This is a genomic window from Delftia acidovorans SPH-1 (genome assembly GCF_000018665.1).
In the GTDB taxonomy this organism is placed as follows: domain Bacteria; phylum Pseudomonadota; class Gammaproteobacteria; order Burkholderiales; family Burkholderiaceae_C; genus Comamonas; species Comamonas acidovorans.
The window spans coordinates 4,972,870-4,994,373 of record NC_010002.1; the positions used below are offsets into that span (position 1 = coordinate 4,972,870).

18 protein-coding genes are annotated in these 21,504 nt (G+C 67.4%); 7 read left to right on the plus strand and 11 right to left on the minus strand.

The features are described from left to right. Window positions 1-153: 153 nt before the first annotated feature. Both DACI_RS22755 and DACI_RS22760 read left to right on the plus strand, forming a co-directional pair. Entirely contained in the window at window positions 154-1,560 is a 1,407-nt protein-coding gene (locus tag DACI_RS22755) for a helix-turn-helix domain-containing protein (protein ID WP_225970987.1), read from the plus strand. A 69-nt stretch (window positions 1,561-1,629) separates the two neighbouring features. Further along, a complete protein-coding gene (locus DACI_RS22760; protein ID WP_012206323.1) occupies window positions 1,630-3,429 on the plus strand; it encodes a methyl-accepting chemotaxis protein in 1,800 nt (599 codons plus the stop codon). A 7-nt stretch (window positions 3,430-3,436) separates the two neighbouring features. On the opposite strand, the gene DACI_RS22765 is transcribed toward DACI_RS22760, so the two are convergent. From DACI_RS22765 to DACI_RS22810, 10 genes are all read right to left on the minus strand, one after another. After that, complete coding sequence (locus DACI_RS22765) at window positions 3,437-4,234, minus strand: SDR family oxidoreductase (RefSeq protein WP_012206324.1); 798 nt, start codon at window positions 4,232-4,234, stop codon at window positions 3,437-3,439. A gap of 1 nt (window position 4,235) precedes the next feature. Continuing rightward, window positions 4,236-5,246: an ABC transporter substrate-binding protein gene (locus DACI_RS22770; protein ID WP_012206325.1), complete on the minus strand. Its 1,011-nt coding sequence runs from the start codon at window positions 5,244-5,246 to the stop codon at window positions 4,236-4,238. 38 nt (window positions 5,247-5,284) lie between these two features. Further along, window positions 5,285-6,046, minus strand: coding sequence for an ABC transporter permease (locus tag DACI_RS22775; RefSeq protein ID WP_012206326.1), 762 nt, complete (start codon window positions 6,044-6,046; stop codon window positions 5,285-5,287). Continuing rightward, window positions 6,043-6,819: an ABC transporter ATP-binding protein gene (locus DACI_RS22780; protein ID WP_043783628.1), complete on the minus strand. Its 777-nt coding sequence runs from the start codon at window positions 6,817-6,819 to the stop codon at window positions 6,043-6,045. The genes DACI_RS22775 and DACI_RS22780 overlap by 4 nt, the downstream gene beginning before the upstream one ends. A 35-nt stretch (window positions 6,820-6,854) precedes the next feature. Beyond that, window positions 6,855-8,351 carry an acyl-CoA reductase gene (locus tag DACI_RS22785; RefSeq protein WP_012206328.1) on the minus strand — a complete coding sequence of 499 codons (1,497 nt, stop codon included), beginning with the start codon at window positions 8,349-8,351 and terminating at the stop codon, window positions 6,855-6,857. After that, a complete protein-coding gene (locus tag DACI_RS22790; protein WP_012206329.1) occupies window positions 8,348-9,466 on the minus strand; it encodes a LuxE/PaaK family acyltransferase in 1,119 nt (372 codons plus the stop codon). The genes DACI_RS22785 and DACI_RS22790 overlap by 4 nt, the downstream gene beginning before the upstream one ends. Window positions 9,467-9,653: 187 nt before the next feature. Then, window positions 9,654-11,402: a YncE family protein gene (locus DACI_RS22795; RefSeq protein WP_012206330.1), complete on the minus strand. Its 1,749-nt coding sequence runs from the start codon at window positions 11,400-11,402 to the stop codon at window positions 9,654-9,656. Between the two features lie 100 nt (window positions 11,403-11,502). After that, the gene (locus DACI_RS22800) at window positions 11,503-12,552 is read right to left on the minus strand and encodes a DUF418 domain-containing protein (RefSeq protein ID WP_043782322.1); all 1,050 of its coding nucleotides are present in this window, start codon (window positions 12,550-12,552) and stop codon (window positions 11,503-11,505) included. After that, window positions 12,549-13,175, minus strand: a complete 627-nt coding sequence (locus DACI_RS22805) for a TetR/AcrR family transcriptional regulator (protein ID WP_043782324.1) — start codon at window positions 13,173-13,175, stop codon at window positions 12,549-12,551. The genes DACI_RS22800 and DACI_RS22805 overlap by 4 nt, the downstream gene beginning before the upstream one ends. 51 nt (window positions 13,176-13,226) lie before the next feature. Continuing rightward, the gene (locus tag DACI_RS22810) at window positions 13,227-15,056 is read right to left on the minus strand and encodes a CocE/NonD family hydrolase (protein ID WP_012206333.1); all 1,830 of its coding nucleotides are present in this window, start codon (window positions 15,054-15,056) and stop codon (window positions 13,227-13,229) included. A gap of 366 nt (window positions 15,057-15,422) precedes the next feature. Between DACI_RS22810 and DACI_RS22815 the strand changes: the two genes are divergently transcribed. Together DACI_RS22815 and DACI_RS22820 are read left to right on the plus strand one after the other, a co-directional pair. After that, complete coding sequence (locus DACI_RS22815; protein WP_012206334.1) at window positions 15,423-15,710, plus strand: TFIIB-type zinc ribbon-containing protein; 288 nt, start codon at window positions 15,423-15,425, stop codon at window positions 15,708-15,710. An 81-nt stretch (window positions 15,711-15,791) separates the two neighbouring features. Further along, on the plus strand, window positions 15,792-16,292 hold the full coding sequence (locus tag DACI_RS22820) for a MarR family winged helix-turn-helix transcriptional regulator (RefSeq protein ID WP_012206335.1): 501 nt from the start codon (window positions 15,792-15,794) through the stop codon (window positions 16,290-16,292). Between the two features lie 6 nt (window positions 16,293-16,298). Here the strand turns inward: DACI_RS22820 and DACI_RS22825 are convergent, their stop codons facing one another. Further along, entirely contained in the window at window positions 16,299-17,186 is an 888-nt protein-coding gene (locus DACI_RS22825) for a 4-hydroxyphenyl-beta-ketoacyl-CoA hydrolase (RefSeq protein ID WP_012206336.1), read from the minus strand. Between the two features lie 195 nt (window positions 17,187-17,381). On the opposite strand from DACI_RS22825, the gene DACI_RS22830 reads away from it, so the two are divergent. The 3 genes from DACI_RS22830 (at window position 17,382) to DACI_RS22840 (ending at window position 21,464) form a co-directional block, all read left to right on the plus strand. Then, window positions 17,382-19,091: a tannase/feruloyl esterase family alpha/beta hydrolase gene (locus DACI_RS22830; RefSeq protein ID WP_012206337.1), complete on the plus strand. Its 1,710-nt coding sequence runs from the start codon at window positions 17,382-17,384 to the stop codon at window positions 19,089-19,091. A 182-nt stretch (window positions 19,092-19,273) separates the two neighbouring features. Next, on the plus strand, window positions 19,274-20,422 hold the full coding sequence (locus DACI_RS22835) for a porin (RefSeq protein ID WP_012206338.1): 1,149 nt from the start codon (window positions 19,274-19,276) through the stop codon (window positions 20,420-20,422). Window positions 20,423-20,471: 49 nt separating this feature from the next. After that, a complete protein-coding gene (locus DACI_RS22840) occupies window positions 20,472-21,464 on the plus strand; it encodes a tripartite tricarboxylate transporter substrate-binding protein (protein ID WP_012206339.1) in 993 nt (330 codons plus the stop codon). Window positions 21,465-21,504 lie beyond the last annotated feature (40 nt).

Consider the following 21,504-nt stretch of genomic DNA (forward strand, 5'->3'; position numbering starts at 1 on the left):
ATTGTTTATCTGGCCTGTAAGATTCTTCCAGTCAATCAGTGTTTCCCCAGGAGGGTGTTGTGAAGCACCTTGCCGATGCATTCATCGGGAAAATGCATCGCACCCGCCTGGCCATTGATTTTTTCATATAAGAATTCTTACTCATTCAATCTTTTGACGCAACACATCCACGGCCACCAAGATGAGAGCGCATCCAGATTATGGAGAATAATATCCGCCCATCACCAGCAAGCCGATACTGGATATAACAAGATCAGCCGGGCCGAGGAATTGCTACAGGCCTGCAAATGGCCAGAGCCTTCCATATATCCCCTGCTGGTGCTCAGATATGTGCAGGAAGCACAGGCCATTTTCGAGCTGCACCGCATGCCTGACCGCGTGGTCTCATGCCGCATTGCAGCCGCCTTCATCCATTGCCAGCTGGGCGAAGAGCGCAATGCGATTGCACTGGCCACTGCGGCAATGGCCAATCCCGCGCTGCTGCAGCCGGAATCCATGGCCTGTGCCACCTATGTGAGGGCGCTGGCGCACAGCCGGCTGGGCGAGCTCGATACCGCATTGCAATTGATCGAAGGCAAGGACCATGATTTCGCATTGATGGCGCCGGGCATCACGCCCTGGCTGTCCGCCCTGATCAATTGGGCCAGGGCGCAGATTCTGTGGAAGATCTATCTCTACAAGAATCACCAGAATCTGTGGTGCGGTCCGCCCCCGGATTCAGGCCTGGTCCAGCTCGGTGCCGCCGCCCCCGACAGCGCCGACCTGCAGGCGCTGCTGGAGCGGGTTGGCCGTCAGCTGCCAACGGGCCTGGCCTGGCCCTACAGCGATTTGCTGCAGCTCTCGGTCAAAGGGCTGGATGCGGGCCGCCGCGAAGCCGCTGGCGTGATCCGTGCCATTGAACGCATCGGCGTCCGCCACCAGATCAAGAACCCGCCGATTGCCGGCTGGGCCTGGCTGAGCAGCGCACTGGTGCACTGCAGCAAGCGCCAATATGCCCAGGCCCTGCAGGCGGTGATGCTGGCAAAGTCCACGGCCCGGACCTACCAGCTCGAAGGCCTGTGCCGCAATGCCCTGGTCTACGAGTACCACATACAGGAAACGCAGGGCGATTTTGCAGGCGCCCTGTCCACGCTGAAGGCGCTGAACATCATGCGGCTCAAGAGCATGGCCATCAGCCCCTATCTGGAGAAATCCAGATTCACGGCCATGGACGAGGCACGGCTGCACGATCTGGAACCCGCCTATGTCAAGCGCGCTCTCCAATACATACAGGAAAACCTGGACAAGAAACTACCGATCCAGACCATTGCCGACCATTGCCGCGTCAGCCGGCGCACATTGGAGGTTTCCTTTCGCAACAGCCGGTCGTGCAGCATCGGTGAGTATATAAGGCAAAGCCGTATCCATCTTGCGGCCGAATCGCTGCTGACCACCGACCAGAGCATAGGACAGATTTCCTCGCAGCTTGGTTATTCCTCGCTCTCATCATTTTCCAGAGATTTCTCCGGACATTATGGAATACCGCCGTCTGTCTGGGTACGCCATCATCGATTGGCCTGATCCGGATTTTTATGCGATGCGGCCCGATTGCGTGGCATGCAGCCCTATTGAATACTGAAAGGAATACGCATGAAATACCTGAAAAACATGAAGACGGGCTCCATGTTGGGTCTGGGATTTTCGATTCTGATTGCCATCGCGCTGTCGATTGCGCTGTATGGCCGCGCCCAGCTGGTACAGGCCTCCGATGATGTGGCCTACCTGGCCGACAAGCGGATCACCAGCCTGCTCCGACTGGTGGAGATCAAGGGCTCGGTGGAGTTCATCTTTCGCGGCGTGCGCAGCATGGCGTTGATGGAGGACGCCGGGGAAAAGAAGCTGGCCAAGGCCGCACTGGATGCACAGCGCCAGAAGATCAGCCAGTTGATGGAGAAATTCCGCGAAGGCCTGAGCACACCGCAGGGCGTTGCCCTGTACGACAACATGAAGAACGCGCGCATTGCCTATCTGCCGCTGCTCGACCAATTCATGGAGGCGGCCACGCGCCACGACCTGCAGGCCGTCTCGGCCATGCTTGGCGAAAGCGGGGAGTTCCGCAAACGCCAGGACGCGTTCTTCAACTCCATCAATGACATCCTGGCCCACCAGCAGGTGCGCGCCACGGAAACGGCGCAGGCCTCCGAGGACAAATCCCTGGCTGCCGGGCGGCTGATGCTGTCCCTGGCGCTGGCCGCACTGGCCATAGGCGCGCTGGTGGGCTGGGCCATCACGCGGCGCATCACGGGCCTGCTGGGCGGGGAGCCCGCCTACGCGGCGCAGATCACGCAGGAAGTCGCCAGGGGCAACCTGGCGGTGGCCGTGGCGCTGCGGCCCGGTGACACCACCAGCCTGCTGGCTGCGCTGAACTCCATGCGCGCGAGCCTGGCAGATATCGTCAGCCAGGTGCGCCACAGCAGCGAATCGATTGCCACGGGCGCCAGCCAGATCGCCTCGGGCAACGCCGACCTGAGCGCTCGCACGGAAGAGCAGGCCGCCAACCTGGAGGAGACGGCAGCCTCCATGGAGCAGATGACCGCCACCATTCAGCAGAACGTGGACACGGTGCGCAGTGCCTCGGGCCTGGCCCAGTCGGCCAGCGCCACGGCCGTGCACGGCGGCGAGGTGGTGCATGGCGTGGTCAGCACCATGGAGGACATCACGCACAGCTCGCGCAAGATCGAGGAAATCATCGGCGTGATCGACGCCATTGCGTTCCAGACCAACATCCTCGCGCTCAACGCCGCCGTGGAGGCCGCGCGTGCCGGGGAACAGGGCAAGGGCTTTGCGGTGGTCGCCTCGGAGGTGCGCTCGCTGGCCCAGCGCTGCGCCAACGCGGCCAAGGAAATCAAGGGCCTGATCAGCGAGAGCGTGGGCAAGGTCGCCGCCGGCTCCCGCCAGGTGGCCGAGGCCGGCAGCACCATTAATGACATCGTCACCCAGACGCACCGCGTGGCCGAACTGATCTCCGATATCGGTGCCGCCACGCAGGAGCAGTCCCAGGGCGTGACCCAGGTCAGCGACGCCGTGCAGCAGCTCGACCAGGTGACGCAGCAAAACGCCTCCCTGGTGGAAGAGTCCGCCGCTGCCGCCGACAGCCTGAACAAGCAGGCGGCGCAACTGGTGCAGCTGGTCAGCGTGTTCCGCCTGGATGAGAACACGACCCGCCCCCAGGCCGCCCTGTCCAAGTCCACGCCGGTGGCAGCGGCCGTGCCGGCGCGCGCACAGACCGCCAGGCCGTCTCCAGCGCTGGCCCCCGCCGCGCCCCGTACCAAGCACCTGCGTGCGGCAGCGGCGGCGGCCTCCAGCGCGCCTGTGGCGCTGCCTGCCAGGACCACAGCACCCCGCCGCACCACGGCAGCCGAGATGGCGGAGGAGTGGGAGCAGTTCTAGAACAGGCTCAGCGCATCACCAGGCCGCCATCGACAAACAGCAGCTGCCCCGTCATGAAGCCGCTCAGTTCCGAGGCCAGGAACAGCACCGGCCCCGCCACGTCTTCGGGGCTTGCCAGGCGGCGCAGCGGCGTGGCGGCCATCAGAGATTCTCGGAAGGACTCGCGCGTGTCCTGCGTGCCCTGCGTGGGATAGACCAGGCCCGGCGCCACGCAGTTGACGCGTATGCCCACGGGCCCCAGCTCGCTGGCCAGGTTGCGGCTGAAGGCCACCAGCGAGGCCTTGGCCGTGGTGTAGTCGTGGTAGGGCACGACGGGGTGCTCCACCAGGTTGCTGGCGATGTTGACGATGCTGCCCCGCGCACGCTGGCGCATCTGCGGCAGCACCGCGCGGCAGACGTTGAAGGCCGCACCCAAGGCACCGTCGTACTGGGCCTGGTAGTCGCTCCATTGCAGGTCGTCGAAGCGGCGGCGGCGCTCGGGGTCGAAGGCGTAGGGTTTGAAGGCGTTGTTGACCACGATGTCGATGGCGCCCGCCTCGCGCACCACGGCATCGGCCATGGCCTGGACGGCGGGCTGCGAGCCCACATCGGCCTTGATGGCCCAGGCATCGCCTCCGGCCTGCTTGCCCGCTGCCTGGCAGGCCGCCACGGTGCGGGCGGCGGCTTCGTCGTTGGACAGGTGGTTGACCACCACGGTGGCGCCCTCGCGCGCAAAGGCGGTGGCAATGGCCGCGCCTATGCCGCGGCCGGCGCCGGTGACCAGCACCACCTTGCCTTGCAGGCCCAGGGAAGACGGCTGTGCCATCTCAGGCCCCGGGCAGCAGGCTGGTGTCCACCACGTCGGACACCTTGATCTGCCTTTGCACCATGCCCAGCGCGCGGTAGGCGTCGGCGCCCTTTTGCAGGGCGGCCAGGTCGAAGCTGCCCAGCGGCTTGCCGGCCTGCAGCGGCTGCGAAGACGCATTGCGCAGGCGGATCACATCCAGGTTGATATCGCGCTGCGTGCCGTCGATGGCGTGCTTGCCGGCCAGCGTGGCGGCCTCATCGGGGTTGGCCATCATCCAGGCGGCGCTGTCGCGGTAGCCCTTGAGGAAGGCGCGCAGCAGGTCCTTTTTGTCGCGCAGCGTGTCCTCGCGCACCACGAACATGTCGCTGGAGATGTTCAGGTGGTCGCGCACCTGCATCACATCGACCTCGCCAATGCCTTTGCGCAGGCCCACGGCCAGGCCGGTGTCGGTGGCGGCCGTGGCATCGACCTGGTCCTGCATCAGCGGCGCGAAGTTGAGCAGGCCGGTGACGACGATGGTCACGTCCGATTCCTTCAGGCCCGCCTGGTGCAGCATCACCAGCAGGTTCTGGCGCGTGCCGCTGGACAGGCTGTAGACGCCGATCTTCTTGCCCTTGAGGTCCGCCGGCTTGCGGATGCCCGCCGACTTGAGCGAGACCACGTTGAACACGTTCTGCGGGTAGATGTCGTAGATGGCGACCAGCTTCTCGCCCTTGTCCAGCGCCATGAAGAAGGAGCCGGGGTCGGTGAAGGCCACGTCGGCCTGGCCGCTGAGCATGTTGCGGATGGCGTCGCCGCCGCCCGCGCCGGGCAGGTAGGCCAGCTCCACGCCCTGGGCCTTGAAGAAGCCCTTGTCGGGCTCGGCCAGGATGTTGGTGATCTCGCTGATGGGCTTGCTCCAGCCTGCCAGGCGGATCTTGCCTTGCACAGGAGCGGCCAGGCAATTGCCGGCCAGCGCCAGGCCGGCAAAACCGGCAGAGGCGCCCAGCAGGCTGCGGCGGGTGAGGAAGGGGGATTGCGGAGTGTGCATGGCGCTTGGGGAAAAGGTTTCGGAAGTGTTCAGGGTGGTCAGGCGGCGCGCGAGCGCAGCAGCCGGCGCTCCAGCACCAGGCAGGCCTGGTACAGCAGCAGGCCCATGGCGGCGATCAGCACCAGGGCCGCAAACATGAGGGTGGTGTCCATCATTCCCTGGGCGGCAATGACCACGGCGCCCAGGCCGCGGCTGGCGCCCATGAATTCGGCCACCACGGCGCCGACCAGGGCCAGCACCACGGCCACGCGCAGGCCCGCAAGAATGGCGGGCAGGCCCGTGGGCAGCTTCAGGCGCAGCAGCGTCTGCAGCCGCGTGGCGCCCAGCATGCGAAACAGCTGCAGCCGCTGGGCATCGACCTGGCGCAGGCCGGTCAGGGTGTTTTCCATCAGCGGGAAAAAGCAGATCAGCGCCGTGATCAGCACCGTGGGCAGCATGCCGAAGCCGAACCACAGCACGAACAGCGGCGCCAGCGCCAGCTTGGGCACGACCTGGCTGACCACCACATAGGGCTTGAGCACACGCTCGAGCAACTCGGATTCAGCCAGGGCCATGCCTGCCAGCAGGCCGATCGCGCTGCCGGCCGCCAGCCCCAGCAGCAGGGCCTGGAGCGTCGCCCGGATGTGCGGCCAGAAATAGCCCGTGGCCAGCCCCGTCCACAGCGATGCCGCAATGGCCGAGGGCGCCGGCAGCACCAGGGCGGACAGGCCCCATTGCCGCACCAGCAGCTCCCACAGGCCCAGCAGGACCAGCGCCAGCGCGGCGGCCAGCAGGCGGGCATGGAACAAGGACACCGTCATGCCGCCGTCCTGTCCATGGCTGCGCGCACGCGGGCGCAGTGCTCGTTGAACGCCGGCCCGTGGCGCATGGCCTGGGTGCGCGGCGCGGGCAGATCGACCGCCATATCGGCCACGATGCGCCCGCCGTGCATGAGGGCGATGCGGTCGCCCAGGTAGACGGCCTCGTTGATGTCGTGGGTGACGAAGAGCACCGTGGTGCCGCGCTCGCGGCAGGTGCGCAGCAGGTCGTCCTGCAGCTCGGCGCGCGTGATGGCGTCCAGCGCGGCAAAGGGCTCGTCCAGCAGCAGCAGCGGCGGGTCCAGCACCAGCGCCCGTGCCAGCGCCACGCGGCTTTGCTGCCCGCCCGAGAGATGGCGCGGATGGCGCTGCGCGTGGCTGGCCAGGCCCAGCTGCTCCAGCAGCGCCAGGGCGCGCTGCTCGTCCTGCGGCGCGGGGCGCCTTTGCAGCGACACGGGCAGCAGCACATTGCCCAGCGCCGTATGCCACTCCAGCAGCGTGGGCGCCTGGAACATGAAGCCCAGCTGCGGGCCGGGCTCGGCCAGCTCGGCGCCACGCAGCAGAATGCGGCCCGACTGCGGCCTGAGCAGCCCCGCCGCCAGCTTGAGCAAGGTGGTCTTGCCGCAGCCGCTGCGGCCCAGCAGGCAGTGGACCTCACCGGCCTGCACGCGCCAGTCCACGCCGTCCACCACGGGCGGCCGGCCAGGGTAGGTGAACACCACCTGTTCGATATCGAGAAACGCCATGCCGTCAGCCCCGTCTGTGATGCCCGTCATGCCCGTTGTGCCCGTCGTGCCGGTGTGCATGGATGTCAATCCGCATACGGGGCGAACGGCTGCGCCGCCGCCTCGGCAGATTGCTCGATCTCGGTCATGCGCACCAGGTCCAGCAGGTTGAAGCGGCCGTCATGGTGCCAGCCGGCCTCGGGCATGCTCATGGAGCCGATGGCGCTGATGCGCGTGACGCCGGCCGCGCCCAGCAGGCCGGCCAGCCGGTACAGCTGCTCGGGCGAGGCGGCAATGCCGGCCGTCTGCAGGTATTCGCGCTGCTCGGCCACCACGGGCACGGCGTCATCCAGGCGGTCCACACCCACCACGGCAATCGTGCGGTACAGGGCCGTGGGCGCCAACGGCTGCAAGCTGTCGCTGTACGCCACGCTCCAGGGTGCATCCACCGGGCCCAGCAGCTGCTGCGCGTCGCCCGACCATTCCACGGACTGCTGCCAGCGGGCCACGGCGGCGCCCTCCTCCAGCTCCAACGGCCGGCGCGCAAAGCGCCGCTGCAGGTTGGCCAGCTCGGCCGCCAGATAGTCGGCAAAGGCACGCGCAGAGACGGGGGCGCCGCGCTCCACGTAGAAGACATGGGGCGAGTAGCAGCCCTGCTGGTCGTAGCGCATCACGTCCCAGGCCGCCAGCCGCGCCACGGCGGGCGCCTTGAGCGTGTCCAGCGCCTGGGCGCCCACCATGCCAAAGCCCAGCTTGTGGCCGTGCGGCAGAAAGCGCGTGGTCACGGGCAGGCGCTGGCGCAGTGCCTGCAGCGTCTGGTTGCCGCCGTAGGCGAGCACGGTGTCGGCCTCGGCGTGGAGCGCGGCGGCTCCACCGCCATCCACGCCATCGGCGCCATCCGCCCCATCCACACCCCCCGCACCGCTCCACCACACCACGGCCAGGCAATCGGCCAGCGGCGGATGCACCTCGGCCAGCAGCCGTGCGAACCAGCCCGCGAACAGCGGCTCGGCGCTGGCCAGCTTGCCAATGGCGGGCGCCTTGACCAGCAGGCCGCAGACCAGGCTCCACAGCGACAGCGCAGGCACATTGCCGGCCCAGCTGTGCATCAGCAGATCCGGCCCGAAGGCACGCACCGCGCCGCCCTTGGGCGCGGGCTGGAAGCCGTCGAGCACGGCCGGGTTGGCAAAGTCCTCGGCCACGAAGCGCCGCAGCTGCGCGGCGCGAAAGGTCTTGAAGAAGCCCGTCAGCCCCAGGCGCACCATGTCGGCGTCATAGCCGCTGACCACGGGCAGCCAGGCCTCGGCCTGGCGCCGATAGGGATCGCTGCGGTCCAGCAGGCGGGCAATGGCGCGGTCGATGGCGTCGATGATCTCGGCCACGGGCATGGCCCTGAGGTGGCGGTCGGCGGCACGGCGCACATGGGCTGCCAGCGCATGCATCTGCGGGCCGGTCAGCAGGGGCACGGAGACTTCCAGCCGCACGCCGCCGCGTTCGAAGGGCAGCACATGCCACTGCACCTCGTCCTCGCGCAAACCAGGCAGTTCGGGCAGGTAGCCGGCCGTGATCCGCTCGATGTTCATGCAGCAGCGGCCTTCACGAATTCATCGACCGCCAGCGAGCAGCCCTTGGCCGCTGCGCCCTCGGCACGCCCCAGCAACAGGAAACCGCTGTTCTCGCCATGGCCGGCCCACAGGCCCACGTCCTCGGTGAGGATGGTGGTGACCGCGTTGTAGTTGGCCAGGTCGCAGTGCACGAGAATGCCGCGCTCGCCGGGCGCCACGCTGCGGCCGGTGACGGGCTCGACCAGGCGCGAGCGTATCCAGTGCGGCCCCGACTTGACCGAGGGCAGCGTGGCATTGCCGTCGTCATAGAACTGCGTGCTCAACTCGGTCATGCCGTACATGTTGATGCAGTGGCTGCGCGGCACGCCCAGCAGCCGGGCCAGGTCGGCGTAGAAATCCTCCAGCGGCAGCTCGCGCGACTGGCCCTTGTAGCCGCCCGTGTCCAGAATGCGGCTGCCCGGCGGCAGACGGAAGCTGCGGCCCTGCTCGCGCAGCGCATCCATCACATGCACCAGGCTAAAGCTGGCGCCCAGCAGCGCATAGGGGCGGCCGCTGCGCTCGGACTCCTCCAGCACGGCGCACAGGCCGGGCATGTCCAGGCCGTCGGGGGTGAGGAAGTAGCGGCTGTCAGGAGTGCCGAATTCCGTCTTGGCCAGCGCCAGGTAGTGGGCCAGCGAAGAGTTGGGCATGGCCTGCTCGTCGGGAAAGAGGATGCCCATGGGCAGGCGCTCGTGCCCGGCCATGAAGCGCTGCGCGAAGTTGCGCGTCATCGACGCATCGTAGACATCGAGCGCGGGATGGAAGTGGCGCCCGCGCGCGGACAGTCCCTTGGCCTGGCCCGTGGTGCCGCTGGTCATGAACACGCGCTCCGCGGGCGAGGCCGGCTCGCTGCGCAGCTCCATGGCCTTGAACGCGTCAATGGGCACGGCTGGAATGTCGCTCCAGGTCTTCACATTGCGCAGCGTGGCACCGCGCCGCTGGCAGAAGCTGCGAAACGGCGCATTCGATTCGTATTGGTAGGCAAACAGCCGCAGGGCCAGTGCATCGAACTGCTCGTCGGTGCAGCCGTCCATGGCGATGAATGCAAGCAGGTCTGCGACCAGAGAAGCCGCCTGGGGCCGGGCCTTGTCCATGGAATTCCTTCGAGAGCTGGGACGTGATGCTCCGAAGGCTCCCCCGCCCGTGGCGCATGGGCGGCCACGCAGGGGTGCAAGCTCTTCTTCCGCCGGAATGACCCGGTTCAAGTTCTCGGGTGTGGATCTCAGCACTGGCGTGCACCCCGGAGCGGAGGGCTATCTTACAGCAGGGTCGCCAACCCCGTCAGGCCAGCAGGCGAACCACAAAACCCAGCAAGGTCGCGACGTACAGCAGCACCAAGGCCTTGCCCAGCACACCGCTGTTGGACCAGAAGTGGCGTGCCACGGCGAAGTCCCAGGCGCCATCGCGCACCTGCAGCTGCGGCAACCGCGCCAGGATCTCGCGCCTGAACGCGGCCTCGTCGAACAGGGGACTGCCATTGAGTCGCAGGGGAATGGCGCGAAGGCCCATCCACAGATGCTGGCGCGTGCAGGTGACGCGACTGGCATCGAATTTGCGGGTCCTGCGTGCCATGCGTACCGCGATCCGATGCCCGTCCGTGGCTATGCGCATGGTCTCCAGCTGCTTGAGCTTGCGCCAGAGCCATGCATACAGACACAGCGGCAACACGGCCAAAAGCACCAGCAGGACACCGAGCATGCCCGTTGGATCGCACGATTTGTCCGGACCGCAGTCGCGCTGGTGCAAAAGCGGCAAGAACCAATAGACCATCCCGCCAGCGACCAGGCAATGCAGAACGCCAACCATGGCAAGCGCACGCCTGCGCTTCACGGTGCTTCCCGCAAGCGCCGTGACCGAAGTGACCAGCGGTTTTCCTTCCGAGGCTTGAGAAGCCTGCGCGGCGTGCTGGGACGGCGAGGGAGCCACTGCCGCGCTGGAGGCTTCGGTGTCGCCCACTTCCTGCCAGCGCTTGCCGCCCAATTGGCGCAATTCCCCCGCCTTCCAGGCAAGCCACAGTCCCAGAGCCATCAATACCCCGATGCTGCCCAGCAGGAACGAAGGCAACCGCCTGCCCCATTCATAGGACGAGCGGGCAGACGCCAGCTCGCCGCGGAATGGAGCATCCCCGAAAGGCTCCAGCACGCGGCCGTCCAGATCCACGCGATGGACGGTGAATTGGGTCATGTCCGGCAGCAACAACTCCTGACCCACCATGGCGATGGCGTTCGGGTCCTGGTCGGGCGAAAGCGGCAGCACCCGTTCAGGCCTCAACTGGGAATCCATCAACAGCAGATCTGCTCCCCGCATGCTCGAGTCTGCCACCAGCACCCATAGACGCTGCTGGCCATCCAGCTGCATGGCGAACGGGAAGCGGCGCCCGGAACGCAGGCCCGCATATTCCACGGGAAATACGGCAGGCGCGGCCTGGGTGCTCTGTGCCGTATCGATTTGCGCAATCTGATGGCGGTTGGTATTGGCCACCCACATGCGCTCGCCTACCTGCAGCGTCTGATTCGGAAAGCGCAGGCCTTCGCTGTAGGTCTTGAGCAGCACATAGGCTTGCGCTGCACTGGAAGCGGCGTCGCGCTGGTAAACGAGAACGCGGTGATTGGATGCGTCGGAGACCACAATCTGCGCTTCATCGGCCGTTACCCGCATCCAGCGATAGCCACCGCGTGTGGACAAATCGGGCAGATCCAGCGCCACGCAGCGCTGCATTGCCAGATCGCAGCGATGCACACGTCCCTGGTCATGCGCCCAAAGCGTCTTCTCTCCAATGAACTGAAGGCTGCTGACCGATGGGGTCAAACCCAATTGCGCCAACTCCAGACGCTGCAGGCGTGTGCCCTGCCGATCAAACTGATGCAAAGCGCCATGGCTTTGAATCCACACTGTATTGCCTTGGATTGAGGGAAGCCTGGGGCCCAATGGGTCGGGCAACAGCCACCCCCGAAAGACAAAGGCCAGGATCAGCAGGCATTGCAGCCCGATCACAGCCCTGAGCCATTTCTTGCAAACCGCCTCAGCCATTGAATCTCCCCCATTTTTGAATGGAGGCAAGTGTAGACAAACAAGGCATTGCGGCCATCAAAACGATGACTTCATTCGAGCGCAATTTCCAGACTGTGGATCAATCCAGTGCCGTCAGCCGCCGCATCACCCACTCCACGGGCCCCTGCGCCACCTTCTTGCTCCAGGCCCAGGCGGCCAGGCTGGCGATGATCACGTACAGCGCGGCGGCCACGGCCACTTCGCGCAGGCTGCGTGATCCGTCCAGCGCGCCCATGGCTTCCAGCAGGCCCATGCCGATGAGGATGTGTGCCAGATACAGGGTCAGCGTCATGCGCCCGGCCGGCAGCAGGCCGCGCCACGGTCCGGCGGGCCAGCGGTCGGCCAGCCGCAGGCAGGTGCCTATGGCAATGCTGGCGCAGCCCAGGCCCATCAGCAGGTAGGCCGGGCCGGGCGGCATGGGGCCGGTGGCCAGCCAGGCAGCCCATTCACTCTGTGCCGCAATTGCCGAGACGGCGCAGGCCAAGCCCACCATCGCAACACCGCAAGCCACCAGACCCCATTGCACACGCGGCTCGGCCAGCGGCAGGCGTGCCAGCAGCATGCCGCAGAGGAAGAACGCAAACCAGGGCAGCACCGGATGGAAGCCGTTGAACAGCAGGTTGCGCGCAAAGCCGGCCGGCTCCCACAGGCCCTGGTAGGACAGGCTCGCCCAGTCCCAGCCCTGGCTGTAGTCCAGCTGCAGCAAGGCCCATGCGGACAGCACGGCCACTGCCGCCATGCCGGCCAGCAGCGCCCGTGCGCCGGCCTGCAGCCAGGCGATGGCCAGCACGAAATACACCGCGTAGTAGTGAATGATGTCGGCCGGAAAGATCAGCAGGTTCATGCCACCGGCCACCAGCAGGAACAGCGCGCGGCGCAGCGTCCAGAGGCGCGCCGTGGCCGGCTCCAGCGAGCGCGTGGCCAGCACCAGGCCCAGGCCCGCCAGCACCACGAAGGTGGCCGAGGCCTTGCCCTCCAGGAAATGGAAGAACGACAGCAGCCAGCCAGGCTCCTGCAGCGCAGGATGCATGGCCTGCTTGAAGTTGACGAACACCATGCCTGCCAGCGCCAGGTAGCGCGCCAGGTCCAGCCCCGCCAGGCGGGCGCCCCTGCCGGTGGCGTGCCTCATGTCGCGTCCCCCCATGCCTCGCCTCCAAGAAGGCAGGCCAGCAAGGCGGGATGCAGCACATCGACCCCTTCATCCGCCCCCGCGTCTTCTTGCGGCGTCACCGCCAGCGCAAAGCGCAGCGCATCGCTTTCCACGGCATCCAGCAGCAGTTGCGCGGCCAGGCGCACGGGCACGGCGGGCCGCAAGAGGCCCTGCTGCGCCCCGCGCTCCATGAAGCCTGCCAGGCCGTCGAGCATGCGCCTGCGGTTGGCCTCGAAGGCCGGCGCCAGCCCGGGCGAACGCGCGATCTCGGACAGGCATTCGGCGCTGAGCACGGCCCATTCCCGCTGGCGGCACAGCGCCTGGTAGGCGGCCAGGAATTGCGCCACCACAGGCAGCGAAGGGGCTGCGGCCCGCTCCAGCGCCTGCAGCAAGGGCAGCAGCTCGGTCTGCTCCTGCGTGGCAACCTCGGCAATCAAGGCCTGCTTGCTGTCGAAGTGGTTGTACAGGTTGCCCAGGCTCACCGAGGCAGCCTGCGCGATGTCGCGCATGCTGGTGCAGTGAAAGCCGCGCTCCACGAAACACTGCAGGGCGGCCTCCACGATGACAGCCCGGCGCTCGCTGATGTCTTCTTTCTTTTTCATGCCCCGAATGATGAACGAACGTTCATTCATGGTCAACACCGGGGCATGAAATCACAGCGGCGGCAGGGGGCCCACGCCCGAAGGAACGGCCTCCTCGTTGGGCCTGCAGGGCTGGCGCAGCATGCGCCGGCAGTCCGGCAGCTGCCGCTCATGGGCATAGGCGATGTGGCCCAGCACGATCTTCGAGGGCCGGCTGCGGTCCAGCCAGACGGTGTTGGTCGAAGGCGTGGACAGATGGTCGAAGGCCCAGTACCCGGTCTGCGAAGGCGTGTCCAGGGTCACGCGCAGGCTGGAGCCCGCGCGGAACACATGGGCGAATTTCTGGATTTCCACGCGCATCAGCGTGGGCTCGCCGGGGCGCAGCGGGCGCACGGCGGCCTCGGTGAAATCGCCCCAGGGCCGCAAGGCGGTGGAGCGCTGGCCGTCCAGCGCGCGCATGGAGGCACGCAGCCAGCCACGCTGCACGAACATCTCCTGGCCGTCGGGACGCACCTCCGAGACGGTGACCTGCACATCGGTGTCGCCGGCCGTGGCGCTGAGCCACAGGTCCAGCGAGGCCTCGCCATAAAAGCTCAGCGCGCGCGGCAGCGGGGCCGTGGTGAAGCGCAGCAGGCCCTGCCCGGCGGGGCTGGCCGTCCATTGGCCCGCGCCGGACTCGGTGTCCGCGTCGGGATGGTTGGCCTCGGCGCCCGGCAGCGGGTAGCGGTAGCTGGCCGACTGGCGCTCGGCCTGCGGCGGCGCATCGCCCAGCCCGCCGCCAGGCTGCAGCCACAGCGTCATGGGCGTGACGCGCACGGGCAGCCGGTCAAAGCTGGCCACGGCCGAGGGACGCAGCTGCCCATAGTCGCCCCCACCGTTCATCCACTGCATTTCCTGCGCCAGCAGCACGCGCGGCGTGTGCTCGAAGCCATTGCTCTCGCCCTTGAGAAAGCGCGCATAAAAGCGCTTCATGGTCTCGCGCAGAAAGGGGGCGTTGTCGGTGTGGTGGTCGCCGTTGGAGCTGATCAGCCACATCTTGTCCGGGGCGATGCTGTCCTCGTAGTAGCCCATGCGCGTGCCCACCTGCTCGTCCTGCCAGGACTGGGTGCCCAGCGTGGGGATGTCGATGCGGTGCGTGGAGTTCATGGCGCTCTTGAGCGCGTAGCGGGCGCCGAAGAAGCGGTCCTCGTCCAGCCAGCGCGCCATGTCCAGGTCAGGGCGCTGGATCTTGCGGATGTTGTCCTCCACGACCTGGGCGCATCCGGTATCGCCATCCAGCGCCCTGGCATCGTCGGCGGCCTTGCGCCATATCGCGGGGAACTGCCGCCACCAGTTGGCGGGAAAGCCGATGTTCTGGATGCCGCCCGGATAGGCCACGTCCCGGTAGGGATCGGCCACGTTCTTGCCAGGAGCAATCGCCTTGAGGCTGGGCGGACGCTGGGCCGCCACCCACAGCTGGTCGTAGCCCGAGTACGAATAGCCCACCATGCCCACCTTGCCTGTGGACCACGCCTGGCGCGCCGCCCACTCCACCGCATGCGCCCCGGCCGCGCCCACGGAGGCGTCGGCCCACTGGTTCTCGCCCGTGGAGCAGCCCGTGCCGGGCACGTTCAGGCCCATCACGGCATAGCCTTCCTTGGTCCATTCCTGGGTGGTCTGGTCCGTGACCGAGCCCGATCCGTAGCCGTCGTACTCCATCAGCACGGGAAAAGGCCCCGGCCCCTTGGGGAAGACCACCGAATAGCGCATCTTGTTGCCGTCAGGCAGCTGGATGTAGCCCCAGATGCGCGGCCCGGGGTTGGTGCTGCCCGAAGAGCCCCCGCCGCAGGCCGCGAGGCCCAGGGCAAGGGTGGCGATGCCGGCCGCGCCGAGCCACGCGCGGGAATGGCGAAAAGTCATCATGGATGGTCCTCCTGGTTGCTGATGCAGTCATGCCCGCAAGGGGGCAGGCCGCAATGTAGGACCGTCCGGCCACATGGCGCACGCACAGGCTGAAGGGGTGCTGAAGGGGCGCTGAAGTGGCGCTGAAGTGGCGCTGAAGCGCGCCTGAAGACAGGCTGAAGGCGAACGCGGCCAGTCGCCACGGCCTTCGGCCCCGGGGGCGGCATGAACTGGCACGACATGGTGATGGCGCTTGGAGCGACGGGAACTATCCATCGCCCCCGCAGTCGAACGGCCTTCGCTGGAGACCTCAACGCATAACAGCCCGGCCCACACTCCATCGTTGCCGATGGAGCCACTGCCTGAACAGGCAAAGGTGAAACTGTCATGCAATGTCCCGCCTGCCGAGATGCCACGCTCATCATCTCCGAGCGCCAGAACATAGAGATCGACTACTGCCCCCAATGCCGCGGAGTCTGGCTGGACCGCGGAGAGCTGGACAAGCTCATCGAGCGCTCAGCCGCCCAGGCACCCACAGCGCCAGCAGCCTATGAACGCCCGCAGGAACGGCGCGCGGGCCCTGACGGATCCCATGACCGGCGCGAGCACTCCAGCCACGATGGTTACCGCCGCAAGAAGCGCGAAGGCTTTCTCTCCGATCTTTTCGACTTTTAGCACCAGGGCAAGTGCGCTGCGCCGGCATCGGGACATGGCAGCCGCGCCCCACTATGATTCGGCTTTCAGCTCCTTGTCCCCATGCCCCGCGCCCGCACACCCAAGCCCGCTCCTGCCGAAGAGAACACGGCCCCGTCCAGCACTGCAGCGCCGGGACCGTCCATCGACGCCTCCTTCCTGCACACCCTGGTGGGCTACAACGCCCGGCGTGCCTCGCTGTCCATCATCGAAGTGTTCGTGGAGCGCATGGCCACCCACGATCTCAAGATGGTGGAGTTCTCCGTGCTCTCCCTGGTGTCACACAACCCCGGCATCACCTCGCGCCAGCTGTGCGCGGCGCTGGATGTGATGCCGCCCAACCTGGTGGGCCTGATCGCAGCGCTGGAGCGCCGCAAGCTGATCGAGCGGCGCACCCACCCCACCGACCGCCGCGCCGTGGGCGTGCACCTGACGCCGGCCGGCGCCGAGCTCACGGCCCGGGCGGAAAGAACGGCGGCGGAATTGGAACTGGATGCCACCTACCGCCTGACCGACGCCGAGCGCAGGACGCTGATCCAGCTGCTGCAGAAGATCTACAACTGAGCGCGCTCAGTCCGCCTTCTCCGCTGCCGGCTGCTCCAGCCCCAGCAGCCGCACCGCGTTGCCCTTGAGGATGCCGGGCATCACCTCGGGCTTGAAGCCGGCCTCCTGGAAATCCTTCATCCAGCGCTCGGGCGTGATCAGCGGATAGTCGCTGCCGAAGAGCACGCGATCCTTGAGCAGGGTGTTGGCGTACTGCACCAGCTGCCGGGGAAAGTACTTGGGGCTCCAGCCCGACAGATCGATCCAGACATTGGGCTTGTGCAGGGCCACGGACAGGGCCTCGTCCTGCCAGGGAAAGCTGGGATGGGCCATCACGATCTGCATGTCGGGAAAGTCGATGGCCACGTCGTCCAGGTGCATGGGATTGCTGTAGGCCAGGCGCAGGCCGCCGCCGCAGCGCATGCCGCTGCCTATGCCGCTGTGGCCCGTGTGGAAGATGGCCGGCAGTTGGTACTCGGCCACCACCTCGTAGATCGGCCAGGCCATGCGGTCGTAGGGATGGAAGCCCTGCACCGTGGGGTGGAACTTGAAGCCCCTGACGCCCTCTTCCTCGATCAGCCGCCGCGCCTCGCGCGCACCCATGCGGCCCTTGTGCGGATCGATGCTGGCGAAGGCCACCATCATGTCGCTGTTGGACCGCGCAGCCTCGGCGATCTCCTCGTTGGGAATGCGGCGCCGGCCCAGCTGCGACTCGCTGTCCACCGTGAACATCACCAGGCCCAGGTTGCGCTCGCGGTAGTAGGCCACGGTCTCGGCGATGGTCGGGCGCCGGCCGTTGCCGAAGTACTTGTCGGCGGCGCGGTCGTACTCCTCGCCGTAGTTGTCGAACGGGTTCCAGCAGCTCACCTCGGCGTGCGTGTGGATGTCGATGGCAATGAGCTTTTCGTGGTCCATGTCTGTCTCCTGTGCGGCCTGCTGCCTGCCCCGGCATCAAGGGGAAGTCCCAATAAGAAATTCGCAAAGGCCGCTTGAATTGGTTATTAAATATAACCAAAATCGCGGCCATCAGAAAGCGATGCGGATGCGGGCAACGGCTGCCACGCAACGGTTTCGCGCTGAGGCTTCACACCACCTTCCGAGGAGACAGACATGGACAGAAAGATCCACAAGACCCGTTCCCGCGCCTTGCCGGCCGCGCTGGCCGCCGCCCTTCCCGCCCTGCTGCTGTCGGCCTGCGGCGGCTCGAGCGACGGCATCGCGCAGCTGGCCGAAGCCCGCCCCGCCACGCTGCTGTCGTGCACGGACCTGGCCGCGAAAATATCCTTCCCCAACACCCGCATCACCGCCGCCGAGACCGTGGCAGCCGGCACGCTGACGGTGGCAGGCAAGCCCATTGCCGAGCACTGCCGAGTGACCGGCCGCATGCACGAGCGCGTCAGCACCGTCGATGGCCAGAACTACGCCGTGGGCTTCGAGATGCGCCTGCCGCGCGACTGGAACGGGCGCTTTTTCTACCAGGCCAACGGCGGGCTGGACGGCGTCGTGAGCACGGCCGTGGGAGCCTTGGGCGGCGGGCCGCTGGGCAATGCGCTGCAGATGGGTTTTGCCGTGCTCAGCTCCGACGCCGGGCATGCAGGCAGCCTGGGTCCCTTCTTCGGGCTGGATCCGCAGGCGCGGCTGGACTACGGCTACCAGGCCGTGGGCAAGCTCACGCCCATGGCGCGCAGCGCGCTGCAGACGGCCTATGGCAAGGGGCCTGACCGCTCCTACCTGGGCGGCTGCTCCAACGGCGGGCGCCACGCCATGGTGGCGGCCTCTCGCTATGCCGACCAGTACGACGGCATCATTGCCGGCAACCCCGGCACGCGCCTGCCGCTGGCGGCCATTGCCAACATTGCCGGTGCCCAGGGCTATGCGAAGCTGGCCACCACGACACAGGATCTGGGCACGGGCTTCACCCAGGCCGAGCGCCGCCTGGTCAGCCAGGCCGTGCTGGCACGGTGCGATGCGCTGGACGGCGCCACCGACGGCATGGTGCAGGCCGGCGCAGCCTGCCAGGCAAGCTTCGACCTGGCGCGCGACGTGCCCACCTGCGGCGGCGCGCGCGACGGCAGCTGCCTCAGCGCCGAGCAAAAGAGCACCATTGCCGGCCTGTTCAAGGGCGCCACCACCAGCGGCGGCAGCCGCATCTACAGCAGCTTCCCGTATGACGCGGGCCTGGATACGGCCGGCTGGGCCGGCTGGAAATTCTCCAACCCCATCAGCCGCGACTCCGGTGCCGTGGCCTTCATCTGGCAGACGCCGCCGGAAAGCGCCGCCAGCTTCAACGACGCGCAGTTCGCCCTGAACGGCAGCGTGGACAGCATGCTGGCCAAGGTGCAGGCAACCAACGGCACCTTCACGGAAAGCGGCCTGTCGCTGATGATGCCGCCCGACTACGGCAAGCTGCCCGTGCTGCGCAACCGGGGTGCCAAGCTCATGGTCTACCACGGCACGGCCGATCCCATCTTCTCCAGCGACGACACCGTGCAGTGGTACGACACGCTGCGCCGCAACCATGGCGACGCAGCCGACTTCGCCCGCCTGTACCTGGTGCCCGGCATGAACCACTGCAGCGGCGGCCCGGCCACCGATCAGTTCGACATGCTCAGCTCCCTCGTGGCCTGGGTGGAGAAAGGCCAGGCGCCAGACCGCGTGATCGCCAGTGCGCGCGGCGCAGGCAATGCGGGCGGCGCCAACACCGACCTGCCCGCCACCTGGTCGCCCACGCGCACCCGGCCGCTGTGCCCCCATCCGCTGGCCGCCCGCTACAACGGCAGCGGCGACATGGAAAGCGCTGCCAGCTTCAGCTGCCGCTGACCGTGCCGTGACGGCGGGCGGCGCCTGAACGGTCTCCTGAACGGCCCGCCCCCTCCGCCCTCATCCACCCCTTGTCCGCAGTCCCGCCCCCGGCGGGGCCGGGCACCGCTGCGCCCGAGAAAAGGCGCGCGGACACCCACGCCAAGACGGCAACGATTTTTCAAACCAGAGGAGACATCACCATGCAAAAAACCCCTTCCCCGCTGACCCTGGCGGCCGCCGCCGTGCTGGGCCTGGCCGGCTCCGGCGCCAGCTTCGGCGCCTTCGCGCAAGGCACCTCCAGCGTCACGCTCTACGGCATCGTCGATGTGGGCGTGGAGCACGTGAACAACGTGGCGGCGGGCGGCGGTCTCAGCCGCATGCCATCGACCACCAGCCTGGTGCCCTCGCGCTGGGGCCTGCGCGGCAGCGAGGACCTGGGCGGCGGCCTCAAGGCCATCTACACGCTGGAGTCGGGCTTTGCGCCCGACCAGGGCACCTTCAACCAGGGCGGGCGCGGCTTTGGGCGCCAAAGCTGGGTGGGACTGGGCGGCAACTGGGGCAGCCTGACCATGGGCCGCCAGAACTCCATGCTGTTCTGGTCACTGCTGGACTCGGACATCATCGGCCCGGCCGTCTTCGCCATGGGCTCGCTCGATGCCTACATCCCCAACTCGCGCGCCGACAACATGCTGGCCTGGCGCGGCAACTTCGGCGGCCTGGCACTGGGCGCGGGCTACAGCTTCGGGCGCGATGCCGTCAACGCAGGCCCCAGCCCCGCGGGCACCAACTGCCCGGGCGAGAGCGGATCGGACACGCAGGCCTGCCGCCAGTGGTCGCTGTACGCCAAGTACGACACGCCCGTCTGGGGCCTGGCGCTGGGCTACGAGCAGCAAAATGGCCGCACGCCGGCCTCGTCCACCGACCCGGTGTTCGGCGGCATGACCTCCAGCGCCAAGCATGACGAGCGCCTGCACCTGGGCGGCTACTTCAAGCTGGCCGGCGTGAAGGTCGGCGGCGGCCTGCTGCGCCGCGACAACGATGGCGACGCCGTCAAGCCGCGCAGCAACCTCTGGTACGTGGGCGCCTCGTACCCGGTCACCGAGGCGCTGGTGCTCGAAACCCAGTGGCTGACGCTGCGCTACCGCGGCGTCTCGGGCTACGACTCCGACCTGCTGGTGGCACGCGCCATCTACAACCTGTCCAAGCGCACGGCGGTCTACACCCAGCTCGGCCACATCCGCAACGACCGCCTGGCCACCGTCTCGGTCAGCGGCGGCGCCCCGGGCAGCAACACCGCGCCCGGCCGCTCGCAGACCGGCATCAACGTCGGCATCCGCCACATGTTCTGAGCCTGTTCTTTCCAGCTTTTCCTTTTTTCGATTTCACCAGGAGACATCCATGCAGATGCATCGCCGTCATTTCGTCCAGGCCCTGGGCAGCGCCGCCGCCCTGGGGTCGCTGTCGCCACTGCAGGCCCTGGCCCAGGCGCTGGACCAGGTCAAGATCATGTACGGCTTTCCGGCAGGCAGCTCGGGCGACAGCGTGGCCCGCCGCGTGGCCGAGCGGCTGGGCGGCACGCCCTACAGCAAAGGGCCGGGCTTTGTGGAAAACAAGCCCGGCGCCGGTGGCCGCATCGCGGTGGAGGCCCTGAAGAACGCCTCGCCCAACGGCTCGGTGCTGGCGCTGGCGCCCGTGTCGGCCTTCTCGGTCTACCCGCACATCTACCCCAAGCTGACCTACAAGCCCGAGGATGCGATCCCCGTCTCCATCGGCGCCGTCATCTACCACGGCCTGGCCGTGGGGCCTGCCGTGCCAGCCGAGGTCAAGACCCTCAAGGACTTCCTGGCCTGGGCCAAGGCCCACCCCGACCGGGCCAACTTCGGCTCGCCGGGCGCGGGCTCCATGCCGCACCTGCTGGGCGCGCTGCTGAGCCTGCGCTCGGGGGTAGAACTCAAGCACGCGCCCTATCGCGGCACCGTGCCCAGCATCACCGACCTGGTGGGCGGCCAGGTCGCGGCCACCATGAACCCCAGCGGCGACTACCTGCAATACCTGAAGGCCGGCCGCCTGCGCGTGCTGGCCACCTCAGGCAAGCAGCGCTCGCCCTTCCTGCCCGACGTGCCCACCTTCACCGAACTGGGCTTCCCCGATGTCACGGTGGAGGAATGGTTCGGCTTCTACGCTCCCGCCAAGACCCCGGCCACCACCATTGCCAACGCCAACGCGGCCATCACGGCCGCGCTCAAGGACAAGGCCGTGATCGACGGGCTGGCCGCCCTGGGCCTGCTGGCGCGCGGCAGCACGCAGCAGGAAATGGCGGCCGACCAGCAGGCCGAGTTCGAGCGCTGGAGTTCGCTGGTCAAGCAGATCGGGTTCACGGGCGAGTCCTGATCAGTCGGCGGCAGGCCCATTCCCCTTCACGGGACAAGGC

Bases quoted from the DNA above. Each gene is read 5' to 3' on its own strand.
- DACI_RS22760 (WP_012206323.1), top strand. From the start codon at position 1,630: ATGAAATACCTGAAAAACATGAAGACGGGCTCCATGTTGGGTCTGGGA.
- DACI_RS22765 (WP_012206324.1), bottom strand. From the start codon at position 4,234: ATGGCACAGCCGTCTTCCCTGGGCCTGCAAGGCAAGGTGGTGCTGGTC.
- DACI_RS22770 (WP_012206325.1), bottom strand. From the start codon at position 5,246: ATGCACACTCCGCAATCCCCCTTCCTCACCCGCCGCAGCCTGCTGGGC.
- DACI_RS22775 (WP_012206326.1), bottom strand. From the start codon at position 6,046: ATGACGGTGTCCTTGTTCCATGCCCGCCTGCTGGCCGCCGCGCTGGCG.
- DACI_RS22780 (WP_043783628.1), bottom strand. From the start codon at position 6,819: ATGACGGGCATCACAGACGGGGCTGACGGCATGGCGTTTCTCGATATC.
- DACI_RS22785 (WP_012206328.1), bottom strand. From the start codon at position 8,351: ATGAACATCGAGCGGATCACGGCCGGCTACCTGCCCGAACTGCCTGGT.
- DACI_RS22790 (WP_012206329.1), bottom strand. From the start codon at position 9,466: ATGGACAAGGCCCGGCCCCAGGCGGCTTCTCTGGTCGCAGACCTGCTT.
- DACI_RS22795 (WP_012206330.1), bottom strand. From the start codon at position 11,402: ATGGCTGAGGCGGTTTGCAAGAAATGGCTCAGGGCTGTGATCGGGCTG.
- DACI_RS22800 (WP_043782322.1), bottom strand. From the start codon at position 12,552: ATGAGGCACGCCACCGGCAGGGGCGCCCGCCTGGCGGGGCTGGACCTG.
- DACI_RS22805 (WP_043782324.1), bottom strand. From the start codon at position 13,175: ATGAAAAAGAAAGAAGACATCAGCGAGCGCCGGGCTGTCATCGTGGAG.
- DACI_RS22810 (WP_012206333.1), bottom strand. From the start codon at position 15,056: ATGATGACTTTTCGCCATTCCCGCGCGTGGCTCGGCGCGGCCGGCATC.
- DACI_RS22815 (WP_012206334.1), top strand. From the start codon at position 15,423: ATGCAATGTCCCGCCTGCCGAGATGCCACGCTCATCATCTCCGAGCGC.
- DACI_RS22820 (WP_012206335.1), top strand. From the start codon at position 15,792: ATGCCCCGCGCCCGCACACCCAAGCCCGCTCCTGCCGAAGAGAACACG.
- DACI_RS22825 (WP_012206336.1), bottom strand. From the start codon at position 17,186: ATGGACCACGAAAAGCTCATTGCCATCGACATCCACACGCACGCCGAG.
- DACI_RS22830 (WP_012206337.1), top strand. From the start codon at position 17,382: ATGGACAGAAAGATCCACAAGACCCGTTCCCGCGCCTTGCCGGCCGCG.
- DACI_RS22835 (WP_012206338.1), top strand. From the start codon at position 19,274: ATGCAAAAAACCCCTTCCCCGCTGACCCTGGCGGCCGCCGCCGTGCTG.
- DACI_RS22840 (WP_012206339.1), top strand. From the start codon at position 20,472: ATGCAGATGCATCGCCGTCATTTCGTCCAGGCCCTGGGCAGCGCCGCC.